The sequence below is a fragment of the Achromobacter sp. HZ01 genome, assembly GCF_003267925.1.
Classification (GTDB): domain Bacteria; phylum Pseudomonadota; class Gammaproteobacteria; order Burkholderiales; family Burkholderiaceae_B; genus Achromobacter; species Achromobacter pulmonis_A.
The window spans coordinates 414865-437862 of record NZ_LWKV01000002.1; the positions used below are offsets into that span (position 1 = coordinate 414865).

At 69.2% G+C, this 22998-nt stretch carries 23 protein-coding genes; 18 read left to right on the forward strand and 5 right to left on the reverse strand.

Annotated features, from left to right (window positions below; all coding sequences use genetic code 11):
- The first annotated feature begins 71 nt into the window (after positions 1-71).
- The 15 genes from A6B37_RS11100 (at position 72) to A6B37_RS11170 (ending at position 15675) form a co-directional block, all read left to right on the forward strand.
- Positions 72-944, forward strand: coding sequence for a LysR substrate-binding domain-containing protein (locus A6B37_RS11100; protein WP_111825761.1), 873 nt, complete (start codon positions 72-74; stop codon positions 942-944).
- 100 nt (positions 945-1044) lie between these two features.
- Positions 1045-3126, forward strand: a complete 2082-nt coding sequence (locus A6B37_RS11105) for a PIG-L family deacetylase (protein WP_111825762.1) — start codon at positions 1045-1047, stop codon at positions 3124-3126.
- Positions 3127-3177: 51 nt separating this feature from the next.
- Positions 3178-3942: a class I SAM-dependent methyltransferase gene (locus tag A6B37_RS11110; protein ID WP_111825763.1), complete on the forward strand. Its 765-nt coding sequence runs from the start codon at positions 3178-3180 to the stop codon at positions 3940-3942.
- Between the two features lie 135 nt (positions 3943-4077).
- On the forward strand, positions 4078-5166 hold the full coding sequence (apbC, locus tag A6B37_RS11115) for an iron-sulfur cluster carrier protein ApbC (protein ID WP_111825764.1): 1089 nt from the start codon (positions 4078-4080) through the stop codon (positions 5164-5166).
- A 13-nt stretch (positions 5167-5179) separates the two neighbouring features.
- Positions 5180-5743, forward strand: coding sequence for a DUF3305 domain-containing protein (locus A6B37_RS11120; protein ID WP_111825765.1), 564 nt, complete (start codon positions 5180-5182; stop codon positions 5741-5743).
- The gene (locus A6B37_RS11125) at positions 5740-6312 is read left to right on the forward strand and encodes a DUF3306 domain-containing protein (RefSeq protein WP_246842448.1); all 573 of its coding nucleotides are present in this window, start codon (positions 5740-5742) and stop codon (positions 6310-6312) included. Before A6B37_RS11120 ends, A6B37_RS11125 begins: the two co-directional genes overlap by 4 nt.
- Positions 6309-8414: a 4Fe-4S binding protein gene (locus A6B37_RS11130; protein WP_111825766.1), complete on the forward strand. Its 2106-nt coding sequence runs from the start codon at positions 6309-6311 to the stop codon at positions 8412-8414. Before A6B37_RS11125 ends, A6B37_RS11130 begins: the two co-directional genes overlap by 4 nt.
- Complete coding sequence (locus A6B37_RS11135) at positions 8411-9040, forward strand: molecular chaperone TorD family protein (protein WP_102773875.1); 630 nt, start codon at positions 8411-8413, stop codon at positions 9038-9040. The genes A6B37_RS11130 and A6B37_RS11135 overlap by 4 nt, the downstream gene beginning before the upstream one ends.
- Positions 9041-9170: 130 nt before the next feature.
- On the forward strand, positions 9171-9374 hold the full coding sequence (locus A6B37_RS11140) for a formate dehydrogenase (RefSeq protein WP_102773876.1): 204 nt from the start codon (positions 9171-9173) through the stop codon (positions 9372-9374).
- Positions 9375-9387: 13 nt separating this feature from the next.
- Entirely contained in the window at positions 9388-12354 is a 2967-nt protein-coding gene (locus A6B37_RS11145) for a formate dehydrogenase subunit alpha (protein WP_111825767.1), read from the forward strand.
- A 10-nt stretch (positions 12355-12364) separates the two neighbouring features.
- Entirely contained in the window at positions 12365-13006 is a 642-nt protein-coding gene (gene fdh3B / locus A6B37_RS11150; protein WP_102773878.1) for a formate dehydrogenase FDH3 subunit beta, read from the forward strand.
- The gene (locus A6B37_RS11155; protein ID WP_102774160.1) at positions 13006-13236 is read left to right on the forward strand and encodes a hypothetical protein; all 231 of its coding nucleotides are present in this window, start codon (positions 13006-13008) and stop codon (positions 13234-13236) included. The genes fdh3B and A6B37_RS11155 overlap by 1 nt, the downstream gene beginning before the upstream one ends.
- Positions 13237-13249: 13 nt before the next feature.
- Positions 13250-14407 carry a formate dehydrogenase subunit gamma gene (locus A6B37_RS11160; protein ID WP_102773879.1) on the forward strand — a complete coding sequence of 386 codons (1158 nt, stop codon included), beginning with the start codon at positions 13250-13252 and terminating at the stop codon, positions 14405-14407.
- 22 nt (positions 14408-14429) lie between these two features.
- Positions 14430-14810, forward strand: a complete 381-nt coding sequence (locus A6B37_RS11165) for a hypothetical protein (protein ID WP_111825768.1) — start codon at positions 14430-14432, stop codon at positions 14808-14810.
- A gap of 31 nt (positions 14811-14841) precedes the next feature.
- Positions 14842-15675 carry a formate dehydrogenase accessory sulfurtransferase FdhD gene (locus tag A6B37_RS11170; protein WP_246842449.1) on the forward strand — a complete coding sequence of 278 codons (834 nt, stop codon included), beginning with the start codon at positions 14842-14844 and terminating at the stop codon, positions 15673-15675.
- Positions 15676-15831: 156 nt separating this feature from the next.
- On the opposite strand, the gene A6B37_RS11175 is transcribed toward A6B37_RS11170, so the two are convergent.
- On the reverse strand, positions 15832-16935 hold the full coding sequence (locus A6B37_RS11175; RefSeq protein ID WP_111825770.1) for a substrate-binding domain-containing protein: 1104 nt from the start codon (positions 16933-16935) through the stop codon (positions 15832-15834).
- 155 nt (positions 16936-17090) lie between these two features.
- Between A6B37_RS11175 and A6B37_RS11180 the strand changes: the two genes are divergently transcribed.
- Genes A6B37_RS11180 through A6B37_RS11190 form a run of 3 tightly spaced genes read left to right on the forward strand, consistent with a single transcriptional unit; the run spans position 17091 to position 19347 of the window.
- Positions 17091-17828: an ABC transporter permease gene (locus A6B37_RS11180; RefSeq protein WP_111825771.1), complete on the forward strand. Its 738-nt coding sequence runs from the start codon at positions 17091-17093 to the stop codon at positions 17826-17828.
- Positions 17825-18535 (forward strand): phosphate ABC transporter ATP-binding protein, encoded by a 711-nt coding sequence (locus A6B37_RS11185; protein WP_111825772.1) that lies wholly within the window; start codon positions 17825-17827, stop codon positions 18533-18535. The genes A6B37_RS11180 and A6B37_RS11185 overlap by 4 nt, the downstream gene beginning before the upstream one ends.
- Positions 18532-19347 (forward strand): substrate-binding domain-containing protein, encoded by an 816-nt coding sequence (locus tag A6B37_RS11190; protein WP_111825773.1) that lies wholly within the window; start codon positions 18532-18534, stop codon positions 19345-19347. The genes A6B37_RS11185 and A6B37_RS11190 overlap by 4 nt, the downstream gene beginning before the upstream one ends.
- Here A6B37_RS11190 and mobB read toward each other — a convergent pair.
- From mobB to A6B37_RS11210, 4 genes are all read right to left on the reverse strand, one after another.
- Positions 19341-19877 carry a molybdopterin-guanine dinucleotide biosynthesis protein B gene (gene mobB, locus A6B37_RS11195; RefSeq protein WP_102773886.1) on the reverse strand — a complete coding sequence of 179 codons (537 nt, stop codon included), beginning with the start codon at positions 19875-19877 and terminating at the stop codon, positions 19341-19343. The two genes, A6B37_RS11190 and mobB, sit on opposite strands and share 7 nt — an antisense overlap.
- 8 nt (positions 19878-19885) lie before the next feature.
- On the reverse strand, positions 19886-21166 hold the full coding sequence (gene glp / locus A6B37_RS11200) for a gephyrin-like molybdotransferase Glp (protein ID WP_102773887.1): 1281 nt from the start codon (positions 21164-21166) through the stop codon (positions 19886-19888).
- Positions 21163-21756 carry a molybdenum cofactor guanylyltransferase MobA gene (gene mobA / locus A6B37_RS11205; protein ID WP_111825774.1) on the reverse strand — a complete coding sequence of 198 codons (594 nt, stop codon included), beginning with the start codon at positions 21754-21756 and terminating at the stop codon, positions 21163-21165. Before mobA ends, glp begins: the two co-directional genes overlap by 4 nt.
- Positions 21757-21828: 72 nt before the next feature.
- Positions 21829-22992: a putative sulfate/molybdate transporter gene (locus tag A6B37_RS11210; RefSeq protein WP_246842450.1), complete on the reverse strand. Its 1164-nt coding sequence runs from the start codon at positions 22990-22992 to the stop codon at positions 21829-21831.
- Between the last annotated feature and the right edge of the window lie 6 nt (positions 22993-22998).

Sequence of the window (22998 nt, forward strand, 5' to 3'; positions counted from 1 at the left end):
TATCTTCGATAAAAACTTATTTGAATCAATGATTTGTTTAGCACTAATGTAAGTACAGCTAACATCAAGCCATGCGACGACTCCCCTCTCTCAATGCGCTGCGCTTTTTCGACAGCGCCGCCCGCCACGCCAGTTTCAGCCTGGCGGCCAGGGAGCTGTGCGTGACGCACAGCGCCGTCAGCCAGCAGGTGCGCCAGCTGGAAGACTGGCTGGGCTGCGCGCTGTTCGAACGCCGCGCCGGCGGCGTGCGCCTGACCGCGGCGGGCCTGGACCTGCAGCGCGCCGCCCAGGAGGCATTCGACACGCTGGAGCGCCGCTGCGACGAATTGCGGCGTAGCACGCAGCCGGCGGAACTGACGCTGGGCGCGCCCGCCAGCTTTCTGTCCAACTGGCTCATCGCGCGGCTCGAACGCTTCGAGGCCCTGCATCCGGATATCCGCATCCGGCTGCAGACGGCCGCCGACGCGTCCCTGCTGGACACGCAGCGCGTGGACGCGCTGATTCTTGCCGGCCGCGACTGGCCGCGGGACTGGGACGTCACCCCGTTGTTCGCCGAAACCATCGGCCCGGTCTGCGCCCCGGCCCATGCCGCGCAGATCCGCGCGCCGGCCGACGTGGCCGGCGCGCCGCTGCTGCACACCAGTTCCAGGCCCGATGCGTGGCGCGACTGGGCGGCGCGCCAGGGCATTGCGCTGGTCCCGCGCCTGCCCGGCCGCGAGTTCGACCACCTGGGCCACATGCTGGAAGCCGCGGCGGCCGGCCTGGGCGTGGCCATCGCGCCCGCGGTGCTGGTCGAAGCCGAACTGCACCGCGCCCGCCTGGCCGCGCCGCTGGGTTTCGTCGCCAGCGGCGCCTCGTTCTGCCTGTGCACGCGCAAGGACGCCAGGCGCGCCGACGAGGCGCTGTCGCATCTGCGCGAGTGGCTGCTGGCGAGCGCGGCCTAATCCGGCCCTATATCTTGCCGACAACGCGCGGCGGCTCGCCGCTATACTTTTCGCACTCTTCAACCCCTGCCGTGCGACGCCTTTTCTGCCGCGCCCCGCTATGTTCGTTCCGACGGCCTTGTTGCGCCCCCTAGGCCAGGCGCTATTGTTCGCGTTCGCCGCGCTCTTCTCCCTCCAGGCCCACGCCGCCCCGCCCACGCTGGCGCAGTGCCACGGCATCAAGGATCTCGCCTTCGTCGCCCACCTGGACGACGACCTGCTGTTCATGAATCCGGACATCGCCTCCAACATCGAGGCCGGCGGCTGCGTGCGCGTGGTCTACCTGACCGCCAGCGACGCCGGCGAAGGCGAAGGCTACATGCTCGGCCGCGAGCGCGGCGTGCGCGCCGCCTACGCCTACATGGCGCACCAGCCCGACGTGTGGAAAGAAGACGCCGGCACCGCCGGCGGCCGCCATTTCGCGCGCTTCACGCTGCAGGGCAACCCGCGCGTGCAGCTCTGGCACATGCGGCTGAAGGACCCGTGGCTGGGCAAGGGCTGGGGCAGCCTGACGCCGCTCAGCCGCACCGAGTCCGAGCCGGGCCAGAGCGTGGACACGCTGGGCCAGTACGCCGAGGTCTACACCCGCGAGCAGCTGATCGACACGCTGGCCGACGTGATCCGCCAGTACGCCCCGACCACCGTGCGCCACCTGGACGACACCATCGCCGTGCCCTACACGCAGCTGTGCTGGCGCTGCGCCGGCCACGGGCACCCGGACCACATCGCCAGCGCGCGGCTGGTGCGCGAGGCCATGGTGCGCGTGCCCGGCAATTACGCCGAAACCGGCTATATCGACTATCCCAGCCAGGAGCGCGCCAGCAACCTGACCGAAGCCGAGATCGCCAGCAAGTCGGTGATCTTCCAGCACTACGCCTGGAACGACTACCACTACTGCGCCGGCCCCACCGGCTGCAAGGAGCCCGCCGGCCCCGCCGCGGCCTGGGTGCAGCGCGCCTATTACGTGTCGCGCCAGGACATGGCGCCGCAGCTGTACCCCGACGGGCGCGGCGGGCTGGTGGTGTTCGCCGCCGGCGAAACCAACGCCGCCGTCAACCGCTGGGACTCCGGTCATCGCAAATGGCAGAGCCTGGGCGGACGCACCAGCGGCCCGCTGGTTTCCTTCACCCATGCGGACGGCACCGCCGGCCTGATGGCGCGCGATCCGCTGGGCGGCGTATGGGCCAACAAGCAGCGCCACGACGGCACCTGGCAGGGCTGGCAGGCGCTGGGCGGCGTGCGCGTGACGCAGATTCCGGCGGTGGCGCCGCGCGGCGAAGCGGCCGCCGTGGCGCTGGGCTACGACGGCCGGCTGCACTGGATCGCGCCGACCGGCATCGACGGCGGCTGGAGCACCTGGCAGGAACTTCCCATGCTGGAAGACGCCACCGGCGCGCCCGCCGCCGCGCGCGGCGCCGACGGGCGCTACGTGGTGTTCGCCCTCACCTCGGCGGGCAAGCTTTTCTATACGCGCCAGCTGCCGGCCGCCCAGGGCCATCGCCCCGAATGGCAGGGCTGGCGCCCTGTGCCGGCGCCCACCGCCGCCGGCGGCCTGGCCGCCATCCGCAACCGCGACGACCGCATCGAACTCTATTTCCGCCAGCGCGGCGACAACCACCTGACCCGCCTGCTGGAAACCGGCGACACCACCGACCTGAACATCGACTGGAGCGCGCCGGACGACCTGGGCGTGCCCTACATCGGACGTCCGGCGGTCCACGCCGACGCGCAGGGCAAGGTGGTGCTCGCCATCCTGGAACGCGCCGGCGGAAAACTATGGCTGGTCGAAGACGGCAAGCCCGCGCGCCTGGACGCCGCGGCGGCCTCGCCGCCGGCCATCAACATCATCGACGGCACGCTGTATGTGGTCGCGCGCGCCGCCGGCGGCCCGCAGCGCTACGAAGTGCTGTCGCGCCGCGACGGCGTGTGGGCCGCCAACCTGACGCTGGACGGCGTGCCGGCCATCGGCGGCAGCGCATTCACGGCCGTGGCCGCGCGTCCGTCGGACCTGCCCAACCTGGGCGCCAACAGCGCCAACACGGCCGCCGTCGTGCGCCCTTCGGCCGAACAGCCGGGCAAGCTGAGCGTGGGCCGCATGCCGGCCCAGGCAACGCAGACGGCCGCGCCGACTGCGTTGCAGTAAGCGGCGCGCGACGGCGGACGGCCTGCCCGGCCGTGGTTTAAGCTCGACGCCATGAAACCGTTTGACCGACTCGTCGCCGAAGCCGAAGCCGCCGACGTCACCGGCTGGGGATTCGACTGGCTGGCCGGACGCGCCACCGAGGAACGCCCGCCCTGGGGCTATGCGCGCCTGCTGGCGCAGCGCCTGGCCCAGGCGCGCTCCGCGCTCGACCTGGACACGGGCGGCGGCGAAGTCCTGGCCGAAGCGCCGCGCTTTCCGCTGCGCATGTGCGCGACCGAAGCCTGGCCTCCCAATGCGCGCCAGGCGCATGCGCGGCTCGCGCCGCGCGGCGTCGACGTCGTGCAGGTGGCCGCGGGCGCGCCGCTGCCGTTTGCCGACGCCTCGTTCGACCTCGTCAGCGCGCGGCACCCGGTAAGTCCCGACTGGCGCGAGATCCATCGCGTGCTGGCGCCGGGCGGCCGCTATTTCGCGCAGCACGTGGGCCCGGCCTCGGCGTTCGAGCTGATCGAATATTTCCTGGGGCCGCTGCCGCGCGAACGCGCGCTGCGCGATCCGGCGGACGAAGCGGCCGCCGCGCGGGAGGCCGGGCTGTCCATCGTCGAGCTGCGCAGCGCGCGTTGCCGCATGGCGTTCCACGACGTGGGCGCGGTCATCTGGATCCTGCGCAAATGCGTGTGGTGGGTGCCCGATTTTTCGGTGGCCAAATACCTCGACCGGCTGCGCGAAATGGACCGCCGCATGCGCCGGGGCGCGCCGTTCGTCGCCCATTCCACGCGCCATCTGATCGAAGCCGCGCGGGTGCAGGGAAAACCCTAGGGAAGCGTCGCGCCGCGGCGCTTGGACTTGCCTGGCTTGAGCGGCATCATGCAGGGATGCGGCGCGTCGCTGCACACTGCGCCCTCTGCTAAGATGGGTCGTCCAGGTCACCCTTTATATATATATAGAAGCCCGATGGTTGCCTCAGATATCCTGCTCAATACGCTGCAAGCCTGCCTGGACTCCAATACCCGCAAGGACTTCGGTTCGTCGCGCGCGATCAAGAACCTCGAGATCGGCGCCGACGGCGATGTCTCGTTCGACGTGGAATTGGGCTACCCGGCCAAGAGCCAGATCCCGGCGCTGCGCCGCGAACTGATCGGCGCGGCCAAGTCGGTGCCCGGCGTGCAGAACGTCTCGGTCAACGTTCATAGCGTGATCGAAGCGCACGCGGTGCAGCGCGGCGTCGCGCTGCTGCCCAACGTGAAGAACGTGATCGCCGTGGCCTCCGGCAAGGGCGGCGTGGGCAAGAGCACCACGGCCGTCAACCTGGCGCTGGCGCTGGCCGCCGAGGGCGCGCGGGTCGGCCTGCTGGACGCCGACATCTACGGCCCCAGCCAGTCCCTCATGATGGGCATCGAAGGCCGCCCCCAGAGCGAAGACGGCGACACCATGGAGCCGCTGGAGAACTATGGCGTGCAGGTCATGTCGATCGGCTTTCTGGTCGACCCCGACGAAGCCATGATCTGGCGCGGACCCATGGCGGTGCAGGCGCTGGAACAGCTACTACGCAAGACCAACTGGAAGAACCTCGATTACCTGGTCGTCGACCTGCCGCCCGGCACCGGCGACATCCACCTCACGCTGAGCCAGAAAGTGCCGGTCACCGGCGCGGTGGTGGTCACCACCCCGCAGGACATCGCGCTGCTGGACGCGCGCAAGGGCGTGAAGATGTTCGAGAAGGTCGGCGTGCCCATCCTGGGCGTGGTCGAGAACATGGCGGTGCACGTCTGTAGCCAGTGCGGCCACGTCGAGCACGTGTTCGGCTCGGGCGGCGGCCAGAAAATGGCGGCCGACTACGATCTGGCCTACCTGGGCGCGCTGCCGCTGGACATCAACATCCGGCTGCAGGCCGACAGCGGGCGGCCCTCGGTGGTGTTCGATCCCGACGGCGAGGTGGCCGGGCTGTACAAATCGCTGGCGCGGCAGGTGGCCGTCGCCGTGGCCGACATGGACAAGGACTATTCCTCCAGGTTCTCGTCCATCGCCATCAAGCGGGCCTGAGGCGGGGCGCGCCATGGAAACCGACTCCCTGCCCCTGACGCTGGAGACCGCCGTGGTGATGCGCAAGGAACGCATCACCGGCGCCATGAGCCGCTGGCAGGATTGGCGCTGGGTGCTCGAAGATGTGGTCGCCAACGAGCCGGGCTTCGGCGCGGCGCCGCGCCTGCTGTACCGCGACGAAACCCAGGAACGCTGGCTGCATCCCGGCTTCACCGTGCGCCTGTTCAAGGACGACGCCGAGGGCTATCTGCTCAACGCGTCGGCGCCCGCGCCGTGCTGGTTCGTGCTGTGGCGCATGGAGGAAAGCCCCAGCGTGGCCGCGGAGCCGCTGGCGCGCCCCGAAATCGTCACCCTGAGCTACCACGACGCCGGGCGCTGGCTGGACGCGCAGGAAACCGTGGAGCAGGTGCCGGCGCCGCCGGCCATCGTGGCCTGGCTGCAGGCCTTCGTGGCCGCCCATTACGTGCCGGAGCCCAAGCGCCGCCGCCGCCCCGTCAGTTTCCAGTCCCTGCAGGACCGCTTCGGCAATCCTGCCTCCGTGAGCACCGTCAAGAAATTCGGCGGCGATCCGTCATGAGCGAAACGCGTCATCAGGGCTTTCTGCAGCGCTGGTCGCGCCGCAAGATCGAGGCTCGCGAAGGCGGCCCCGAGGAACCCGCGCCCGCCGCTGAAGCGCCCGCGCCCGTCCCGGCGCAGGAAGCCGCGACGCCGCCGGCCGGACTTTCCGAGGCCGCGCCGGCCGAGCCGGAACTGCCCACCATGGACGACGTGCTGAAGCTCACCGCCGATTCCGATTTCAGCCGCTTCGTCACGCAGGGCGTGGCGCCCGACATCAAGAACGCGGCGCTGAAGAAGCTGTTCGCCGATCCGCACTACAACGTGATGGACGGGCTGGACGTGTATATAGACGACTATTCGCAGCTGGCGCCGCTGCCGCAATCCGCGCTGCGCAAGATGGCGGTCTCGCGGGTGCTGGGCTTTTTCGAGGAAGAAGCGCGCTGCGCCGCCTCGGCCCTGACCGACGCCGTCACTGAAAGCCCCGCGCCCGAAGCCGCGCCCGCCCTGCCCGCCGATTCCGGCGCCGCCGATCCCACCGCCGAAGCGCCGGCCGCCGTGCCGGCGCCGGCCGCAGGAACCAAGCCATGACGACACTCATCTGCGACTGCAACCGCACCATGCCGCTGGCCACCGATGCGCTCGGCCAGGCGCTGGGCGAGAACCTGCACCTGCATTCCACGCTGTGCCGCCGCGAGGCCGGCGCCTTCCAGCAAGCCATCCGCGGCGGCGACGACGTGGTGGTGGCCTGTACCCAGGAACAGCGCCTGTTCGGCGAACTGGGCGCGGCCACCGAAGGCGCCGTCGCGCCAGTGAAGTTCGTCAACATCCGCGAGACCGGCGGCTGGAGCCGCGACGCCGCCCAGGCCATGCCCAAGCTGGCCGCGCTGCTGGCGGCCGCGCACCTGCCCGATCCCGATCCGGTGCCGACCGTCACCTACAAAAGCGCGGGCCGGCTGCTGATCGTCGGGCCGCTGGACCGGGCCGAACAGGCCGGCGCCCTGCTCGACGATGTGCTGAACGTCACCCTCTTCGCCCAGGGTCAAGGCGAACGCGGCGGCGCGCAGGGCCGGCGCTTTCCGGTCCTGTCGGGCCGGCTGGACGCGGTGAACGGCTGGCTGGGCGCGTTCGAAGTGCAATGGACGCAGCACAACCCCATCGACCTGGATCTCTGCACCCGCTGCAACGCCTGCCTGGCCTCCTGTCCGGAAGGCGCGATCGGGCTGGACTACCAGATCGACGCCGGCCTGTGCCGCTCGCACCGCGATTGCGTGGCGGCCTGTACGGTGGCGGGCGCGATCGACTTCGACCGCCCGCCCCAGACCGGCGCCGAGACCTTCGACCTGGTGCTGAACCTGGGCGCGCAGCCCCTGTTCACGCGCCATGCCCCGCCCCAGGGCTATTTCACCTGGGACGGCGTCGACCCCTCGGTGCTGCTGCGGCTGCGCGACATGGTCGGCGAATTCGAAAAGCCCAAGTTCTTCGACTACAAGCAGAAGCTCTGCGCCCATAGCCGCAACGCCACCGTGGGCTGCGACGCCTGCGTGCAGATCTGCTCGGCCGAGGCCATCTCCAGCGACATCCGCAACCAGCAGGTCAAGGTCAATCCCAACCTCTGCGTGGGCTGCGGCGCCTGCACCACCGTCTGTCCCACCGGCGCGATGAGCTACAGCTATCCGCGCATCACCGACCAGGGCGCGCGCCTGCGCACCCTGCTGTCGACCTACGCGCAGGCCGGCGGACGCGACGCCATCGTGCTGCTGCACAGCCAGGACCGCGGCCAGGCCATGATCGAGCGCCTGGGCCGCGCGGCCGGCCTGGGGCTGGCCCACGGCGTGCCGGCCAACGTGATTCCGCTGGCGCTGTGGCACACCGCCAGCCTGGGGCTGGACCTGTGGCTATCGGCCGTGGCCTACGGCGCCAGCCAGATCGCCGTGATGACCACCGGCGAAGAGGCGCCGCAATACCTGGACGGGCTGGAGGCGCAGATGGAAACGGCCCAGGCCCTGCTCAACGGCCTGGGCTACGAAGGCCGGCACCTGCACCTGCTGCGCGTGTCCGAGGCCGCCGAACCGGCCGACCTGGACCGCAGCCTGCAGGCCCTGGCCGCGGGCAAGCCCGCCGCGCCGGCCGCGCGCGCCCGCCACGCGCTCGCGCCCGAAAAACGCAGCACCCTGGACCTGGCGCTGGACCACCTGATCGCGCACGCCCCCGCGCCGCTGCCACAGGCCATCGCGCTGCCGGCCGGCGCGCCCGGCGCGGGCGCCCCGCTGGGCGGGCTGGAGGTCGACAGCGCACGCTGCACGCTGTGCATGAGCTGCGTCAGCGCCTGTCCGTCCAGCGCGCTGATGGACAATCCGCAGGCGCCGCAGCTGCGCTTCCTGGAAAAGAACTGCGTGCAGTGCGGGCTGTGCGTCACCACCTGTCCCGAGCAGGCCATCACGCTGACGCCGCGCCTGCTGCTGACCCCGCAGCGCAAGGAAGCCGTGGTGGTCAATGAGACCCAGCCCTTCCATTGCGTGCGCTGCAACAAGCCCTTCGGCACGCTCAAGGGGGTCGAGACCATGATAGGCAGGCTGGCGGGCCACGCCATGTTCCAGGGCGCGGCGCTGGAACGCCTGAAGATGTGCGGCGACTGCCGCGTCATCGAGCTGTACTCGTCCGAAAACGAAACCAAGATCACCCAACTATGACCGGTCCCGCATCCGCCGCCATCATGCCCCCGTCGGATTTCGACGAGGAAGTCGCCCGCGCCGAACTGTACGGCCTGCTGGCCCAGCTGTTCTACGCGCCCCCGCCGCCCGAACTGCTGCAGGCGCTGCGCCAGGCCGAAACGCACGCGCCGGACGCCGGCGGTTTCCTGGAGGCGCCTTGGCAGGAACTGGTGGCCGAGGCCCGCGCGATGGGCGACGACGCCATCGCGGCCGAGTACGACGCCTTGTTCGGCGGCATGGGCAAACCCGAGGTCTATCTGTTCGGCTCGCATTACCTGACCGGCTTTCTCAACGAAAAGCCGCTGGTCGGCCTGCGCAACGACCTGCAGGCGCTGGGCCTGGCGCGCGGCTCGGCGGTGTCCGAAACCGAGGACCACATCGCCGTGCTGTTCGAGGTCATGCGCTACCTGATCGCCGGCGAGGACGCCGGCGTGTCGAACCTGAGCCGCCAGCGCGAGTTCTTCGCCGCGCACGTGCAGCCCTGGATCGATGATATGTGCGCCGCCATCGCCGCGCATCCGGCGGCGCGCTTCTATGCACGGGCGGCCGCCTTTTGCCAGGCCTACGCCAGCGTCGAGGCCCAGGGTTTCGACATGCTGGGCTAGCCGCGCACGCAACATAGGACGCGCCGATGCTGCGGCGCAATCGGGCCCGGGCCGTACGGCGGTTGTCCTGCCTGGGGTCACGGGGTACATTATGCAAAGAATTTCATACCTAGAAGCCAGGAGACGAGCCATGTCGCAAAGCCCGACCAATCGTTCGCGCCGCAAATTCTTCGCGGGTTCGGCGACGCTAGGCGCCGCCGCAGTCGGCGTCGCCGTTCTCCCCGGCGCACAGGCCAAACCCGCCGCCGCGCAGCCCCAGGCCGCGCCCGAGAAGGGCGGCGGCTACAGGCTGAGCGAACACGTCAAGCGTTACTACAAGACCACCCTCGTTTGATAGGGAGCCCGGCATGTTGCTGACCAAGAAAACCAGCGGAGCCGCCGGCGGCTCCGAGTCCAGATTCGTCCAGAGCCTGCGCCGCGGCATGGCCCAGGCCCTGCCCACCATGGACCGGCGCGCCTTCCTGCGCCGTTCCGGCCTGGGCGTGGGCGCCGGCCTGGCCGCCGGCCAGTTGACGCTGCTCACGCGCGCGCAGGCCGCCGAGGGCAAGAACGGCGTGGCCGTCGGCAACACCAAGATCGAAGTGCGCCGCACCGTCTGTACCCACTGTTCGGTCGGCTGCGCGGTCGACGCCGTGGTCGAGAACGGCGTCTGGGTGCGCCAGGAGCCGGTGTTCGATTCGCCCATCAACCTGGGCGCGCACTGCGCCAAGGGCGCCTCGGTGCGCGAGCACGGGCACGGCGAGCACCGCCTGCGCTATCCCATGAAGCTGGTCAACGGCAAGTACCAGCGCATCAGCTGGGACACCGCCTACCAGGAAATCACCGCCAAGCTGATGCAGCTGCGCAAGGAAAGCGGCCCGGATTCGGTGTACTGGATCGGCTCTTCCAAGCACAACAACGAGCAGTCGTACCTGCTGCGCAAGTTCGTCAGCTTCTGGGGCAGCAACAACTGCGACCACCAGGCGCGCATCTGCCACTCGACCACCGTGGCCGGCGTTGCGAATACATGGGGCTACGGCGCCATGACCAATTCGTACAACGACATGCAGAACGCCAAGGTGGCGCTGTACATCGGCTCGAACGCGGCCGAGGCCCACCCGGTGTCGATGCTGCACATGCTGCACGCCAAGGAAACCGGCTGCAAGATGATCGTGGTCGATCCGCGCTTCACCCGGACCGCGGCCAAGGCCGACCAGTACGTGCGCATCCGCTCGGGCACCGACATCCCCTTCCTGTTCGGCCTGCTGTACCACATCTTCAAGAACGGCTGGGAAGACCAGGCCTACATCGATGCGCGCGTCTACGGCATGGACAAGGTCAAGGCCGAAGTCCTGGCCAAATGGACGCCCGACAAGGTCCAGGACGCCTGCGGCGTAGACGAGGCGACCATGTACAAGGTGGCCAAGACCATGCACGAGAACCGCCCCGGCACGCTGGTGTGGTGCATGGGCCAGACCCAGCACTCGATCGGCAACGCCATGGTGCGCGCCTCCTGTATCGTGCAGCTGGCGCTGGGCAACGTCGGCAAGTCCGGCGGCGGCGCCAACATCTTCCGCGGCCACGACAACGTGCAGGGCGCCACCGACGTGGGCCCCAACCCGGATTCGCTGCCGGGCTACTACGGCCTGGCCGAAGGCTCCTGGAAGCACTTCGCCCATACCTGGGGCGTGGATTACGACTGGATCAAGAGCCGCTACGCCTCGCCGGGCATGATGACCAAGCCCGGCATCACCGTGTCGCGCTGGATCGACGGGGTTCTCGAAAACCCCGATCTGATCGACCAGGAAACCAACCTGCGCGCGGTGTTCTACTGGGGCCACGCGCCCAACTCGCAGACCCGCGGGCTGGAAATGAAGCGCGCGATGGACAAGCTGGACCTGCTGGTGGTGGTCGATCCCTATCCGTCGGCCACCGCCGCCATGGCCGCCATGCCCGGCAAGCCGGAAGACCTCAATCCCAACCGCGCCGTGTACCTGCTGCCGGCGGCGACCCAGTTCGAGACCAACGGCAGCTGCACCGCCTCGAACCGCTCGCTGCAATGGCGCGAGAAAGTCATCGAGCCGCTGTGGGAAAGCCGCACCGACCACATGATCATGTACCAGCTTGCCGAGAAACTCGGGTTCGCCAAGGAACTCTGCAAGAACTACAAGATGCAGAAGGTCAAGGACATGGACGAGCCGGTAGTCGAGGACATCCTGCGCGAGATCAACGCCACCTGCTGGACCATCGGCTACACCGGCCAGAGCCCCGAACGCCTGAAGGCGCACATGCGCAACATGCAGATGTTCGACGTGAAGACGCTGCGCGCCAAGGGCGGCAAGGACGCCGAGACCGGCTACGACCTGACCGGCGATTACTTCGGCCTGCCCTGGCCCTGCTGGGGCAATCCCAGCCTGAAGCACCCGGGCACGGCCAACCTGTACGACACCAGCCTGCACGTCATGAACGGCGGCGGCAACTTCCGCGCCAACTTCGGCGTGGAGCGCGACGGCGTGAACCTGCTGGCCGAGGACGGCTCGCACTCCAAGGGCGCGGAGCTGACCACCGGCTATCCGGAATTCGACCACGTGCTGCTCAAGAAGCTGGGCTGGTGGGACGACCTCACCGCCGAGGAAAAAACCGCGGCCGAAGGCAAGAACTGGAAGACCGACCCGTCCGGCGGCATCATCCGCGTGGTCATGCAGGTGCACGGCTGCTACCCGTTCGGCAACGCCAAGGCGCGCGCCGTGGTCTGGAACTTCCCCGACGCCATCCCGCAGCACCGCGAGCCCATCTACGGCACGCGGCCCGACCTGGTCGAGAAATACCCGGCCCAGGCTGACCTCAAGACCTTCTGGCGCCTGCCCACGCTGTACACCTCGCTGCAGCAGAAGAACGTGGCCGAGAAGCTGTACGAGAAATTCCCGCTCATCCTCACCTCGGGCCGCCTGGTCGAATACGAGGGCGGCGGCGAGGAAACGCGTTCCAATCCATGGCTGGCCGAGCTGCAGCAGGAAATGTTCGTCGAGCTCAATCCCAAGGCGGCCGCCGACCGCGGCATCCGCAACGGCGACCGCTGCTGGGTCCACACGCCCACCGGCGCGCGCCTGAACGTGCAGGCCCTGGTCACCGAGCGCGTGGGCCCCGACACCGCCTTCATGCCGTTCCACTTCTCGGGCCGCTGGCAGGGCCAGGACATGCTGGCCCACTACCCGGAAGGCGCCGCGCCCATCGTGCGCGGCGAGGCGGTCAATACCGGCACCACCTACGGCTACGACTCCGTGACGATGATGCAGGAAACCAAGACCACCATCTGCAACATAGAAAAGGCTTAAGGAGAGCGCCATGGCCCGTATGAAATTCGTCTGTGATGCGGAACGGTGTATCGAGTGCAACAGCTGCGTCACCGCCTGCAAGAACGAGCATGAAGTGCCCTGGGGGGTCAACCGGCGCCGCGTGGTCACGCTCAACGACGGCGTGCCCGGCGAGAAGTCGATCTCGGTGGCCTGCATGCACTGCAGCGACGCGCCCTGTATGGCGGTGTGCCCGGTGAACTGCTTCTACCGCACCGACGAAGGCGTGGTGCTGCACAACAAGGACACCTGTATCGGCTGCGGCTACTGCTCCTACGCCTGTCCTTTCGGCGCGCCGCAGTTCCCTTCCGAGGGCAATTTCGGCGTGCGCGGCAAGATGGACAAGTGCACCTTCTGCGCCGGCGGCCCGGAAGAACACGGCAGCGCGGCCGAGTTCGAGAAGTACGGGCGCAACCGCCTGGCCGAAGGCAAGCTGCCGGCCTGCGCCGAAATGTGCTCGACCAAGGCGCTGCTGGCCGGCGACGGCGACGTGGTGGCCGACATCTTCCGCAACCGCGTGGTGCAGCGCGGCAAGGGCGCCGAAGTCTGGGGCTGGGGCACCGCCTACGGCTCGCAGCAGGCCGGCCAGCCGTCCCAGCAACAGCAGCAGCAACCTGCAAAGGCCAAGCCATGATGATTGCGCGCATATCCCTGCTGGCCGCCGTCGCGCTGCTCGCGGCCTGCAGCGAACCGTCGCAGGCGCTGATGACCGGCAAGAACAATAATGCCGGCAAGCCCTACTACGACGGCACGGGCAGCAATTTCGTGGCTTCCGGCTGGAAGCCCGGCGACAAGAACAGTTGGCAGCAAGAGCTGAAGACCCGCACGCAGCGTGGCCAGAACGAATACACGCGCGTGCATTGATCGGGAGCTTGCCATGATACGGTCACTACTCGCGGCACTGGTGATAGGCCTGGCGGCGCTGGCGCCGGCGGCCGCCCAGAATGCGGCGCCCGCCGGCGGCGGCCTGGGCAACATCCAGAGCGCCAACATCTTCGAGGTCAAGCCCGACGCCAACGAGTTGCCGGGCTATGCCGAGCAGACCAACGCCGAACGCGCCAAGGTGCAGCCGGGCAACAACGCGCCGATGTGGCGCCAGGTCAATTCCGGCGAACCCGGCTATTCCAGCCTGCCGCGCAGCCAGGCGCCCGAGGCCGGCGTGCTGATCCAGCGCTTCGTGCAGTACCCCGGTTCGGACTACACCACCGCCGGCGAGGCCTGGCGCCAGGTGCGCAACAACTGGATCATTCCGTACGGCGGCGGCCTGCTGCTCATCATGCTGGTCGCCATCGTGCTGTTCTACCTGGCCAAGGGCAGCATCAAGGTGCACGAGGCCCCCACCGGCCGGCGCATCGAACGCTTCACGTATTTCGAGCGCGCCGCGCACTGGGTCAACGCCACCGCCTTCGTGATACTGGCGCTGTCCGGCATCGTGATGGCCTTCGGCAAGTTCTTCCTGCTGCCCATCATGGGCAGCGCGCTGTACGGCTGGATGACCTGGGTGCTGAAGACCGTCCACAACTTCGTCGGGCCGGTGTTCGCGGTGTCGCTGGTGGTGGTGCTGCTGACCTTCATCAAGGACAACATCCCGCGCCGCTACGACCTGATCTGGCTCAAGAAGGGCGGCGGCCTGCTGCGCGCCACGCACGTGCCTTCGCACCGCTTCAACGCCGGCGAGAAGATCATGTTCTGGGGCGGCATGCTGTTCCTGGGTCTGATCGCGGTGGTGTCGGGCCTGTTCCTGGACAAGGTGGTGCCCGACCTGGACTATTCGCGCGGCAACATGCAGATCGCCCACATGGTCCATGCGGTGTCCGTCGTCCTCATGACCTGCATGATCATGGGCCATATCTACCTCGGCACCATAGGCATGCAGGGCGCGTTCAAGGCCATGAAGACCGGCTACGTCGACGAAACCTGGGCGCGCGAGCACCATCAGCTCTGGTACGACGACATCGAGGCCGGCAAGATCCCCGCGCAGCGCACGCCGGACAAAGGCGCTAAGACGCGCCCCACCCGCCCGGCCGGCGTCTGACGGCCCGCCACCAGGAGCCCGCATGAAAAAGCTCGCCGCAATACTGATCGCGCTGGCCGCCGTGCCGGCGGCCTACGCCAAGCTGCCTCCGCCCAGCGCCGAGGCCAAGGCCCGCGCCGACGAGACCGCGGCCAAGGCCGCCTGGTCGGCCAAGATGGACGCCTACCGGCTTTGCCAGGCGCAGGACCGTGTGGCCGCCGCGTATTACGCGCAGGCCAAGGCCGCCGGCAAGACTCCGCGTCCGCCCGTGGCCACCGCCGGCTGCCAGGACCCGGGGCCTTTCGCCTACGTGCGCCCCGAGGAAAAACCGCGCGAGACCTCCGGCGCGCATTCGCCCGCCGGCACGGCCACCCAGCCGCCCAGCACCGCCACGCCCGCCGCCGACAGCAAGCCCAAGCCTTGATTCCGTACCGATGACCGCGCCGTTGCCCCGCATGACCGCCGCCCGCGCCCCGCTGACCCGCGAGGTGTGGGTGATAGACGAACACGGCCGGCGCGAGGCGCTGTCGATCCCGGCCGAACGGCCGCTGACCGTCTACGTGGACCGCCGCGAAATCGTCACCCTGATGACGCTGGGCGCCCTGCCCGAGCTGCTGGTGCTGGGCTACCTGCGCAACCAGCGCCTGGTGCGCGGGCTGGACGAAGTCGTCAGCGTGACCGTGGACTGGGAGGTCAACGCGGCCGCCGTCGAAACCCGCAACGGCATCGCCGACATCGAGGCCCGCACCAAAAAGCGCGTGGTCACCACCGGCTGCGGCCAGGGCAGCGTGTTCGGCGACCTGATGGAAGAGATCGACAGCATCCGCCTGGCGCCCGAGGCGCGCCTGGGCCAGGACGAGCTCTACGGCCTGCTCAACGCCATCCGGCTGCAGGAGACCACCTACAAATCGGCCGGCTCGGTGCATGGCTGCGCGCTGTTTCGCGGCGCCGACATGCTGATGTTCGTCGAGGACGTCGGCCGCCACAACGCCATCGACACCATCGCCGGCTGGATGTGGCTGCAGGGCGCGCAGGGCCAGGACGGCGCCGACAAGGTGTTCTACACCACCGGGCGGCTGACGAGCGAAATGGTGATGAAGTCCGCGCAGATGGGCGTGCCCATCGTGGTCTCGCGCAGCGGCATCACCCAGATGGGTTATGAAATCGCCCAGCAGCTGGGGCTGTGCGCGATCGGACGGGCGATCAACAAGCGCTTCATCTGCTATACGGCGCCGGAGCGGCTGCGGTTGCAGCCGGAATTGGCGGGGGAGCGGGTCGGCGTTGTGTGATGGGTTTCGCGCGCTCGAGATTCGGGTTCTTGCACAAGAGATCTCGCGCTGCACCCATCCTACGGCCATCGACTCGTAGGATGGGTGCAGCGCGAGATACTCGACATAGGAAATCAACCGCCGAGCGCGCGAAACCCATCACACCCCCCCACCAAATCACCGCCGCTTCGGCTTCCCCCCGAAATCCCACCAAGGCAGGCTCCGCCGCAGCGACAACACCTGCCCGCTATCCGTAGGCGTATACCCCGGCATTCCCGCCAGCAGCGCCTGCCACTGCGCGCTGCGCAGGATTGCCATCAAGGCCAGCGTGGACGGCTGCTCCAGCGTGGACTTCAGGCACACCAGGAAATAGTTCTCCCGCACCAGCGGCACGAAATCCAGCCGTTCGCGCACGGCAGCCGAGGCGATGCCCAGGCCGGCGTCGGCGCTGCCCGAGGCCACCGCATGCGCCACCGCCTTGTGCGAAGGCTCGGTGCGCTGGTAGCCGTCGACGGCGCGGGGGTCTATTCCGGCCTCTTCGAGCAGCTCGTCGAACAGCACCCGGGTGCCCGTGCCCAGCGCCCGGTTCACGTAGCGCAGGCCCGGCTGCGCCAGGTCCGCGACGCCGTGCAGCCGGCGCGGATTGCCGCGCGCCACGATCAGGCCCTGGTCGCGCTGGGCGAAACCGATGATCTTGTGCAGCCCCGGCCGCAGCAGCGGCTTGTAGGCCCGCTCGCTGCGCGAGCCGGGCGGCGGCTGCTGCCGGGCATGGAAGCCGGCCATCACGCAGCGCCCTTCGTTGAGCGCGCTGATCGCGTCCAGGCTGCCGGCGTAGCGCACGTCCAGGTGCAGCTTGGCCGAGGCGACCGCGTATTCCTGCAGCGCCGCCAGCGCGTCGTCGTGGCTGGCGTACAGCGGCACCACGTGGGCGGCGTTGTCGAAAGCCACCGCGAAGGTGCGCTCCAGCTCGGCGCGCAGCGCGCTGATCTGCGGCGCCAGCCTGGCCTGCGCCTGGCGCTCGGCCCACAGCAGCTTTTCGCCGAATTCGTTCAGGCGCGCGGGCTGGCCCTTGTCCCAGACGATGAGGGTGCGGCCCAGCGTCTGCTCCCAGCGCTTCAGTTCGCCCCAGACATGACGGTACGACAGGCCCAGGGCCTTGGCCGCGGCCGAGATCGACCCGTGCTCGCGCACCGCGAACAACAGGTCCATGAGGGCGTTGCGGATCTGGGCTGGTTGCGCGCCTTGGGCGCCCAGCAGATAGGTGAGTTCTATGCTGTGCACGGCGGCGTAGTATGCCTTAAAACTGCCTCGAAAACCCGGGAACGGGTTGCAGGAAAGCGTAGCGCAAAGCCGCGTGCGGCGCTATGCAATTCCCTTCATATGGCTCGCCGCCTGGGCATGCGATACCCTCGTCCGGGGAGACAGGGACAACACGCATGAATACTCTTACGGAGAGCGTGCAGACTGCGCTGCGGCTCATCGTTTCGCTCGACGCTACGCTGCTGGCCATCGTCGGGCGCTCGCTCGCCGTCAGCGTGACGGCCTGTATCCTTGCCTGTACGCTGGGCATGGCCGCCGGCGCGTGGCTGAGCGTGGTGAACTTCCGCGCCAAGCCGGCCGTGCTGACCCTGCTCAACACCTCGCTGGCCCTGCCCTCGGTGGTGGTCGGCCTGATCGTCTACCTGCTGCTGTCGCACTCCGGCCCGCTGGGTTTCCTGGGCTGGCTGTTTTCCTTCAAGGCCATGGTGCTGGCCCAGACCATACTCGTGCTGCCCTTCGTCACCGCGCTGGTGCGCCAGACCGTGGGCGACGCCGAAGCCGACCACGGCGAACAGCTGCGTTCGCTGGGCGCGCCGCCGCTGCTGCGCGGCCTGCTGCTGCTGTGGGACGAACGCTTCGCCCTGGTCACCATCGTGATCGCGGCCTTCGGGCGCGCGATCTCCGAGGTCGGCGCGGTCATGGTGGTGGGCGGCAATATCGACGGCTATACCCGCGTCATGACCACCGCCATCGCGCTGGAAACCAGCAAGGGCGACCTGCCGATGGCGATGGCGCTGGGCCTGGTGCTGCTGGCCGTGGTGCTCGCGCTCAACGTCCTGGGCGCCATGGCGCGGCGCTGGCACGAGCAGCGCGACGCCGGCGTCGCCGCCGCGCTGGCGCGCGAGGCGCTATGAACGCGCTGTTCGAACTGGACGGCGTGGACCTGCGCTACGGCGCCGTGCAGGCCCTGCGCGGCGTGCGCCTGAGCATCGCCGCCGGCGAACGCGTGGCGCTGGTTGGAGCCAACGGCAGCGGCAAGAGCACGCTGCTGCGCGTGCTGCACGGCCTGGCCCGCCCCAGCGCCGGAAGCGCGCGCTGCCTGCCCACGACGCGCCAGGCCATGCTGTTCCAGCACCCCTACATGCTGCGCGCCTCGGCCCTGAACAACGTCGCGCTCGGGCTGTGGCTGCGCGGCACGCGCTGGGGCCAGGCGCGCGAGCGCGCCGCCCAGGCGCTGCGCCAGGTCGAGATGAGCGAGCTGGCCGAGCGCAACGCGCGCAGCCTGTCCGGCGGGCAGAAACAGCGCCTGGCGCTGGCGCGCGCCTGGGCGCAAGCCCCCGAAGCCCTGCTGCTGGACGAACCCACCGCCAGCCTGGACCCGCACTCCAAGCGCGAGGTCGAGAACCTGATGCAGCGGTTCAGCGCCGGCGAATCGGCTACCGGAAAAGCAGCCACCATGATCTTCGCCAGCCACAACCTGGGCCAGGTGCAGCGCCTGGCCGACCGCGTCATCTACCTGGACCACGGCCGGGTGCTCGTCGACCTACCCGTGCACGATTTCTTCAACGGCCCCCTGCCCGAAACCGCAAGCCTGTTCCTCAAAGGAGAACGCATCCTATGAATCCGCTTACTCCCTTGCGCCGCGGCGTCGCCCTCACCGGCCTGGCGGCCGCGCTCGCCGTGCTTCCCGTGCGGGCCGAGACCATCACCATGGCCTCGACCACCTCGACCGAACAGTCGGGCCTGTTCGGGCAGCTGCTGCCGGCGTTCAAGGCGGCCAGCGGCATCGACGTCAAGGTGGTGGCGCAAGGCACCGGCCAGGCCCTGGACACCGCGCGCCGCGGCGACGCCGACGTGGTGTTCGTGCACGACCAGGCGGCCGAAGAGAAATTCGTGGCCGACGGCTACGCGGCCAAGCGCTATCCGGTGATGTACAACGACTTCGTGCTGATCGGCCCCGCGCCGGACCCGGCGGGCGCCAGGGGCAAGGACATCGTCGCCGCGCTCGGCAAGCTGGCGGCCGCCAACGCGCCCTTTATCTCACGCGGCGACAAGAGCGGCACGCACGCGGCCGAGCTGCGCTACTGGAAACAGGCCGGCCTGGACGACAAGGGCGGCGGCTACAAGGAATGCGGCTGCGGCATGGGCCCGGCCCTGAACATGGCCTCGTCGATGAACGCCTATGTGCTGTCCGACCGCGGCACCTGGCTCAGCTTCAAGAACCCCGGCGACCTCAAGGTGCTGGTCGAGGGCGACAAACGGCTCTTCAACCAGTACGGCGTGATGGTGGTGAACCCGGCCAGACATGCGCACGTGAAGGCGGCGGCAGCCCAGAAGTTCGCCGACTGGGTCACCTCCAAGGCCGGCCAGGACACCATCGCCAGCTACAAGATCAACGGCCAGCAGCTGTTCTTCCCCAACGCAAATCAATAGGCGCCGGCGGTGGCCGCCAGCACCTTTTCCAGGGGCCAGGCATGCGCCTGGACCAGGTCGGCCACGGCTTCGTAGTCGTCCAGGCCGACCCAGGGCAAGCCGGTTTCGGCAGGCGGCGGCGCATCGCTGGCGATGGCGCCGATGCTGGGGTCGTCCGGATACAGCCAGGGCTTGGCGTTGGCGGCCCGGTGCACTTCGATCTTCAGGTGCGGGCTGCGCTTGAAGCCCTCGACCAGCACCAGGTCCACCGCGCGCATATGGCCCAGAAGCTCGCCCAGCCCCGGCTCGGGCGCTCCGCGCAATTCGTGCATCAGCGCCCAGCGCGTCGAAGACGCCACCAGCACCTCGCAGGCGCCCGCCTCGCGATGCTGGTAGGAGTCCTTGCCCGGGTGGTCGATATCGAAGGCGTGATGGGCATGCTTGAGCGTGGACACACTCAGGCCGCGCGCCTTCAGCACGGGAATCAGGCGCGTGAGCAGCTGGGTCTTGCCCGCGCCGCTCCATCCGGCGAAACCTATCACTCGGGTCATGCGGCGCCTCAGATCAAGCCGTCGAAAGGCAGCACGTCCACGTAGGCGCCCGCGGCGATGTCGCCCTGCTCGTGCCCCAGCACCAGCAGACCGTTGGCCTGGCTCATGCTGCGCAGAATGCCCGAGCCCTGCGAACCGGTGATGTGCGCCTGCCAGCCGCCGTCCTCGGCGCGCGTGACGATGGCGCGCTGGTATTCGGTGCGGCCGGGCTTTTTGCGGATGGCCTTGGGCGTCACGCAGCGCAGCAGCGGCAGGGCCTGCGGCGCGGCCCCGCCCATGGCCAGGATCGCGTCGCGCACCAGGGCGTAGAAAGTGACCATCACGGCCACCGGATTGCCCGGCAGGCCGAACAGGATCGCCTGCCCGATGCGGCCGATGGCCAGCGGCCGCCCCGGCCGCATGGCGATGCGCCAGAACAGCACGTCGCCCAGGCGCGCCATGACTTTCTTGGTGTAGTCGGCCTCGCCCACGCTCACGCCGCCGGACGTGATGACCACGTCCGCGTTGGCGGCCGCGGCGGCGAAGGCGGCTTCGAGCGAGGCCTCGTCGTCGCGCACCACGCCCATGTCCAGCACTTCCACGCCCAGGCGCTGCAGCATGCACCACAGCGTGTAGCGGTTGCTGTCGTAGACGCAGCCTTCGTCCAGCGGCTGGCCGACGGAGCGCAGTTCGCTGCCCGTGGAAAAGAACGCCACGCGCACGCGGCGGCGCACGGCCACCTCGCCGCGGCCCAGCGAGGCCAGCATGCCGATGTCGGCGGGCCGCAATATGCGCCCTGCCGCCAGCGCCGGCTCGCCGCGCGCCAGGTCCTCGCCGGCCAGGCGGCGGTTGTCGCCGGCGCGCAGCATGCCCGCGGGCACGGCGATGGCGCCGTCTTGCACCTGCACGAATTCCTGCGGCACCACGGTGTCCAGCCCGGCGGGCATCACCGCGCCGGTCATGATGCGCACGCATTCGCCCGGCCCGGCCTGGCCCGTGAAATTCTCGCCCGCGCGTCCGCTGCCGGCGATGCGCAGCACGGTGTCGCCGTCGGCGCGCAGGTCGGCGCCGCGCAGCGCGTAGCCGTCCATGGCGGAGTTGTCGTGCGCCGGCACGTCGATGTCGGAGATGATGTCGGCGGCCAGCGTGCGGCCCAGCGCGGCGCGCAGCGGCAGCACCTCGGTGGCGCTCAGGCGCGGCACCAGCCGGTCGATGAATTCGCGCGCCTGCCCGATGGGCAGGGCGTTCGGGTCATAGCCATCGACACAGGAAGCGATGGCCGCGAGGGTCGCGGGACGATCGGTGCTCATGATTGAAGCTGCTGCAGTTCGGTTAGGGTGTTGGCGCCGGCGAACGCATGCGCGTCCTCGAACAGCACCTCGACACAGACATGGCTGGCGGTCCAGACGTCGATCTTGCGCTGGCCGCTATCGAGAAACGCCAGCAGGCTGCCCAGCAGCGAGGTCTTGAGCAGGCAGAACACCGGCTGCGCGCGGACCGCTCCGCCCTCGCGCGTGGCCACCATGGCGATGTCGGCCCCGGCGTGCTCGAGCCCGGCCGCCAGCCGCTCCACCATGTCCGGCGGAAACAGCGGCGAATCGCAGGGCACGGTGACCAGGTATTCGGTTTCGCAGCGCTCCAGCCCGGCGGCGAAGCCCGCCAGCGGCCCGGCGAAATCGGCGCTGGCGTCGGGCCATACCGGCGCGCCCAGCGATTCGTAGGCCGCCAGGTTGCGGTTCGCGTTGATCATGATCTCGCCGACCTGCGGCCCCAGGCGCAGCAAGGCGTGCATGGCCAGGGGGATGCCCTGGAAATTCTGCAAGCCCTTGTCCACGCCTCCCATGCGGCTGCCTCGTCCGCCGGCCAGGATCAACCCAGTGATTTGGCTTTTATTTATCATCGTACTCACGAGTTCCGGCCGCTGAGCGAGCGGCCTTGCGGTCATGGCGCCAGTATAGCGGCTGGCGTCCGTCTACAGGCGCAGCCAGCCGCGCCGCACCGCGTAGTGCAGCGCACAGCCCAGCACAAAGCCGGCGGCCACGTTCCAGATGCAGACGGCGGCGCCGGCCAGCACCACGGCGCGTTCCTCGCGCGCCTCGGGCAGCGCGCCGTTGCCCACCGCCAGCTGCAGGCCGGTGATGAACAGCAGCACCCCCAGCACCGCCGGCGGAAACAGCTCGAACAGCGTCGCCACCGCGCCGCTGAAAAACAGCGCCAGCGTCAGCAGCAGCCCGCCCAGTATCACCACCGAGCCGCCGGTGCGCGCGCCGAACGCGACGTGGCCGGCCATGCCACCGGCGCCGTGGCACATCGGCACGCCGCCGCTCAGGCCGGAAAACAGGTTCATCAGCCCCGTGGAAAAAGCCATCGTGCCCTCGGACACCGGGCGTTCGGGAAAAAGCCGGTTGTTCTCGTGGCTGATGGCCAGGATGGCGTTGCCCAGCGTCAGCGGAATCTGCGGCAGGACCAGCAGCACGATGGCCACGAACACCTGATCCCAGCCCACCTCCGACAGCGTCCATTGCGGCAGGCGCAGGGCCGGCGGCGTCGCCAGCAGGCGGTCCAGCAGCTCGGGCTGGCGCCACAGCCCCAGCACCGCGCCGAACAGCAGCAGACAGAACATGGCGGGCATGCGCCGGCTGCGCAGCAGCGCCAGCGTCATCGCCCCCGCGGCCAGGGCCACCAGCAGGTCGCCGTGCATCATCTTCACGCCCTGCAGCATGAAGCCCACGCCCAGCCCCAGCAGGATCGCGTAGACCACCGTGGCCGGCACCCAGCGCGCCACGTGGCGCATGACGCCGCTGAGCGCCAGCGCCAGCCACACCAGCCCGGTCACCAGCGCGGCCACCTGCACCGCGCCCGGCGTGACCACCGCCGTCTGCACCGCCTGGATCGAGGCCGCGGCGCCGATGGCCTTCATGGGCTGCACCGGAATGGGCGTGCGGTAATACAGGCCGCAAGCCAGCATCGACACCCCGAAGGCGAACAGAATGCCGAACGGGTCCATGCCCAGCACACCGATATAGGCCGCGATGAACGGAATCAGGGTGCCCAGGTCGCCGAAGGCGCCCGCCCACTCCATCTTGTCGTAGCGATTGGACGGCGAAACCGCCCGCGTAGCATCTGAATCGGTCATGTGAAC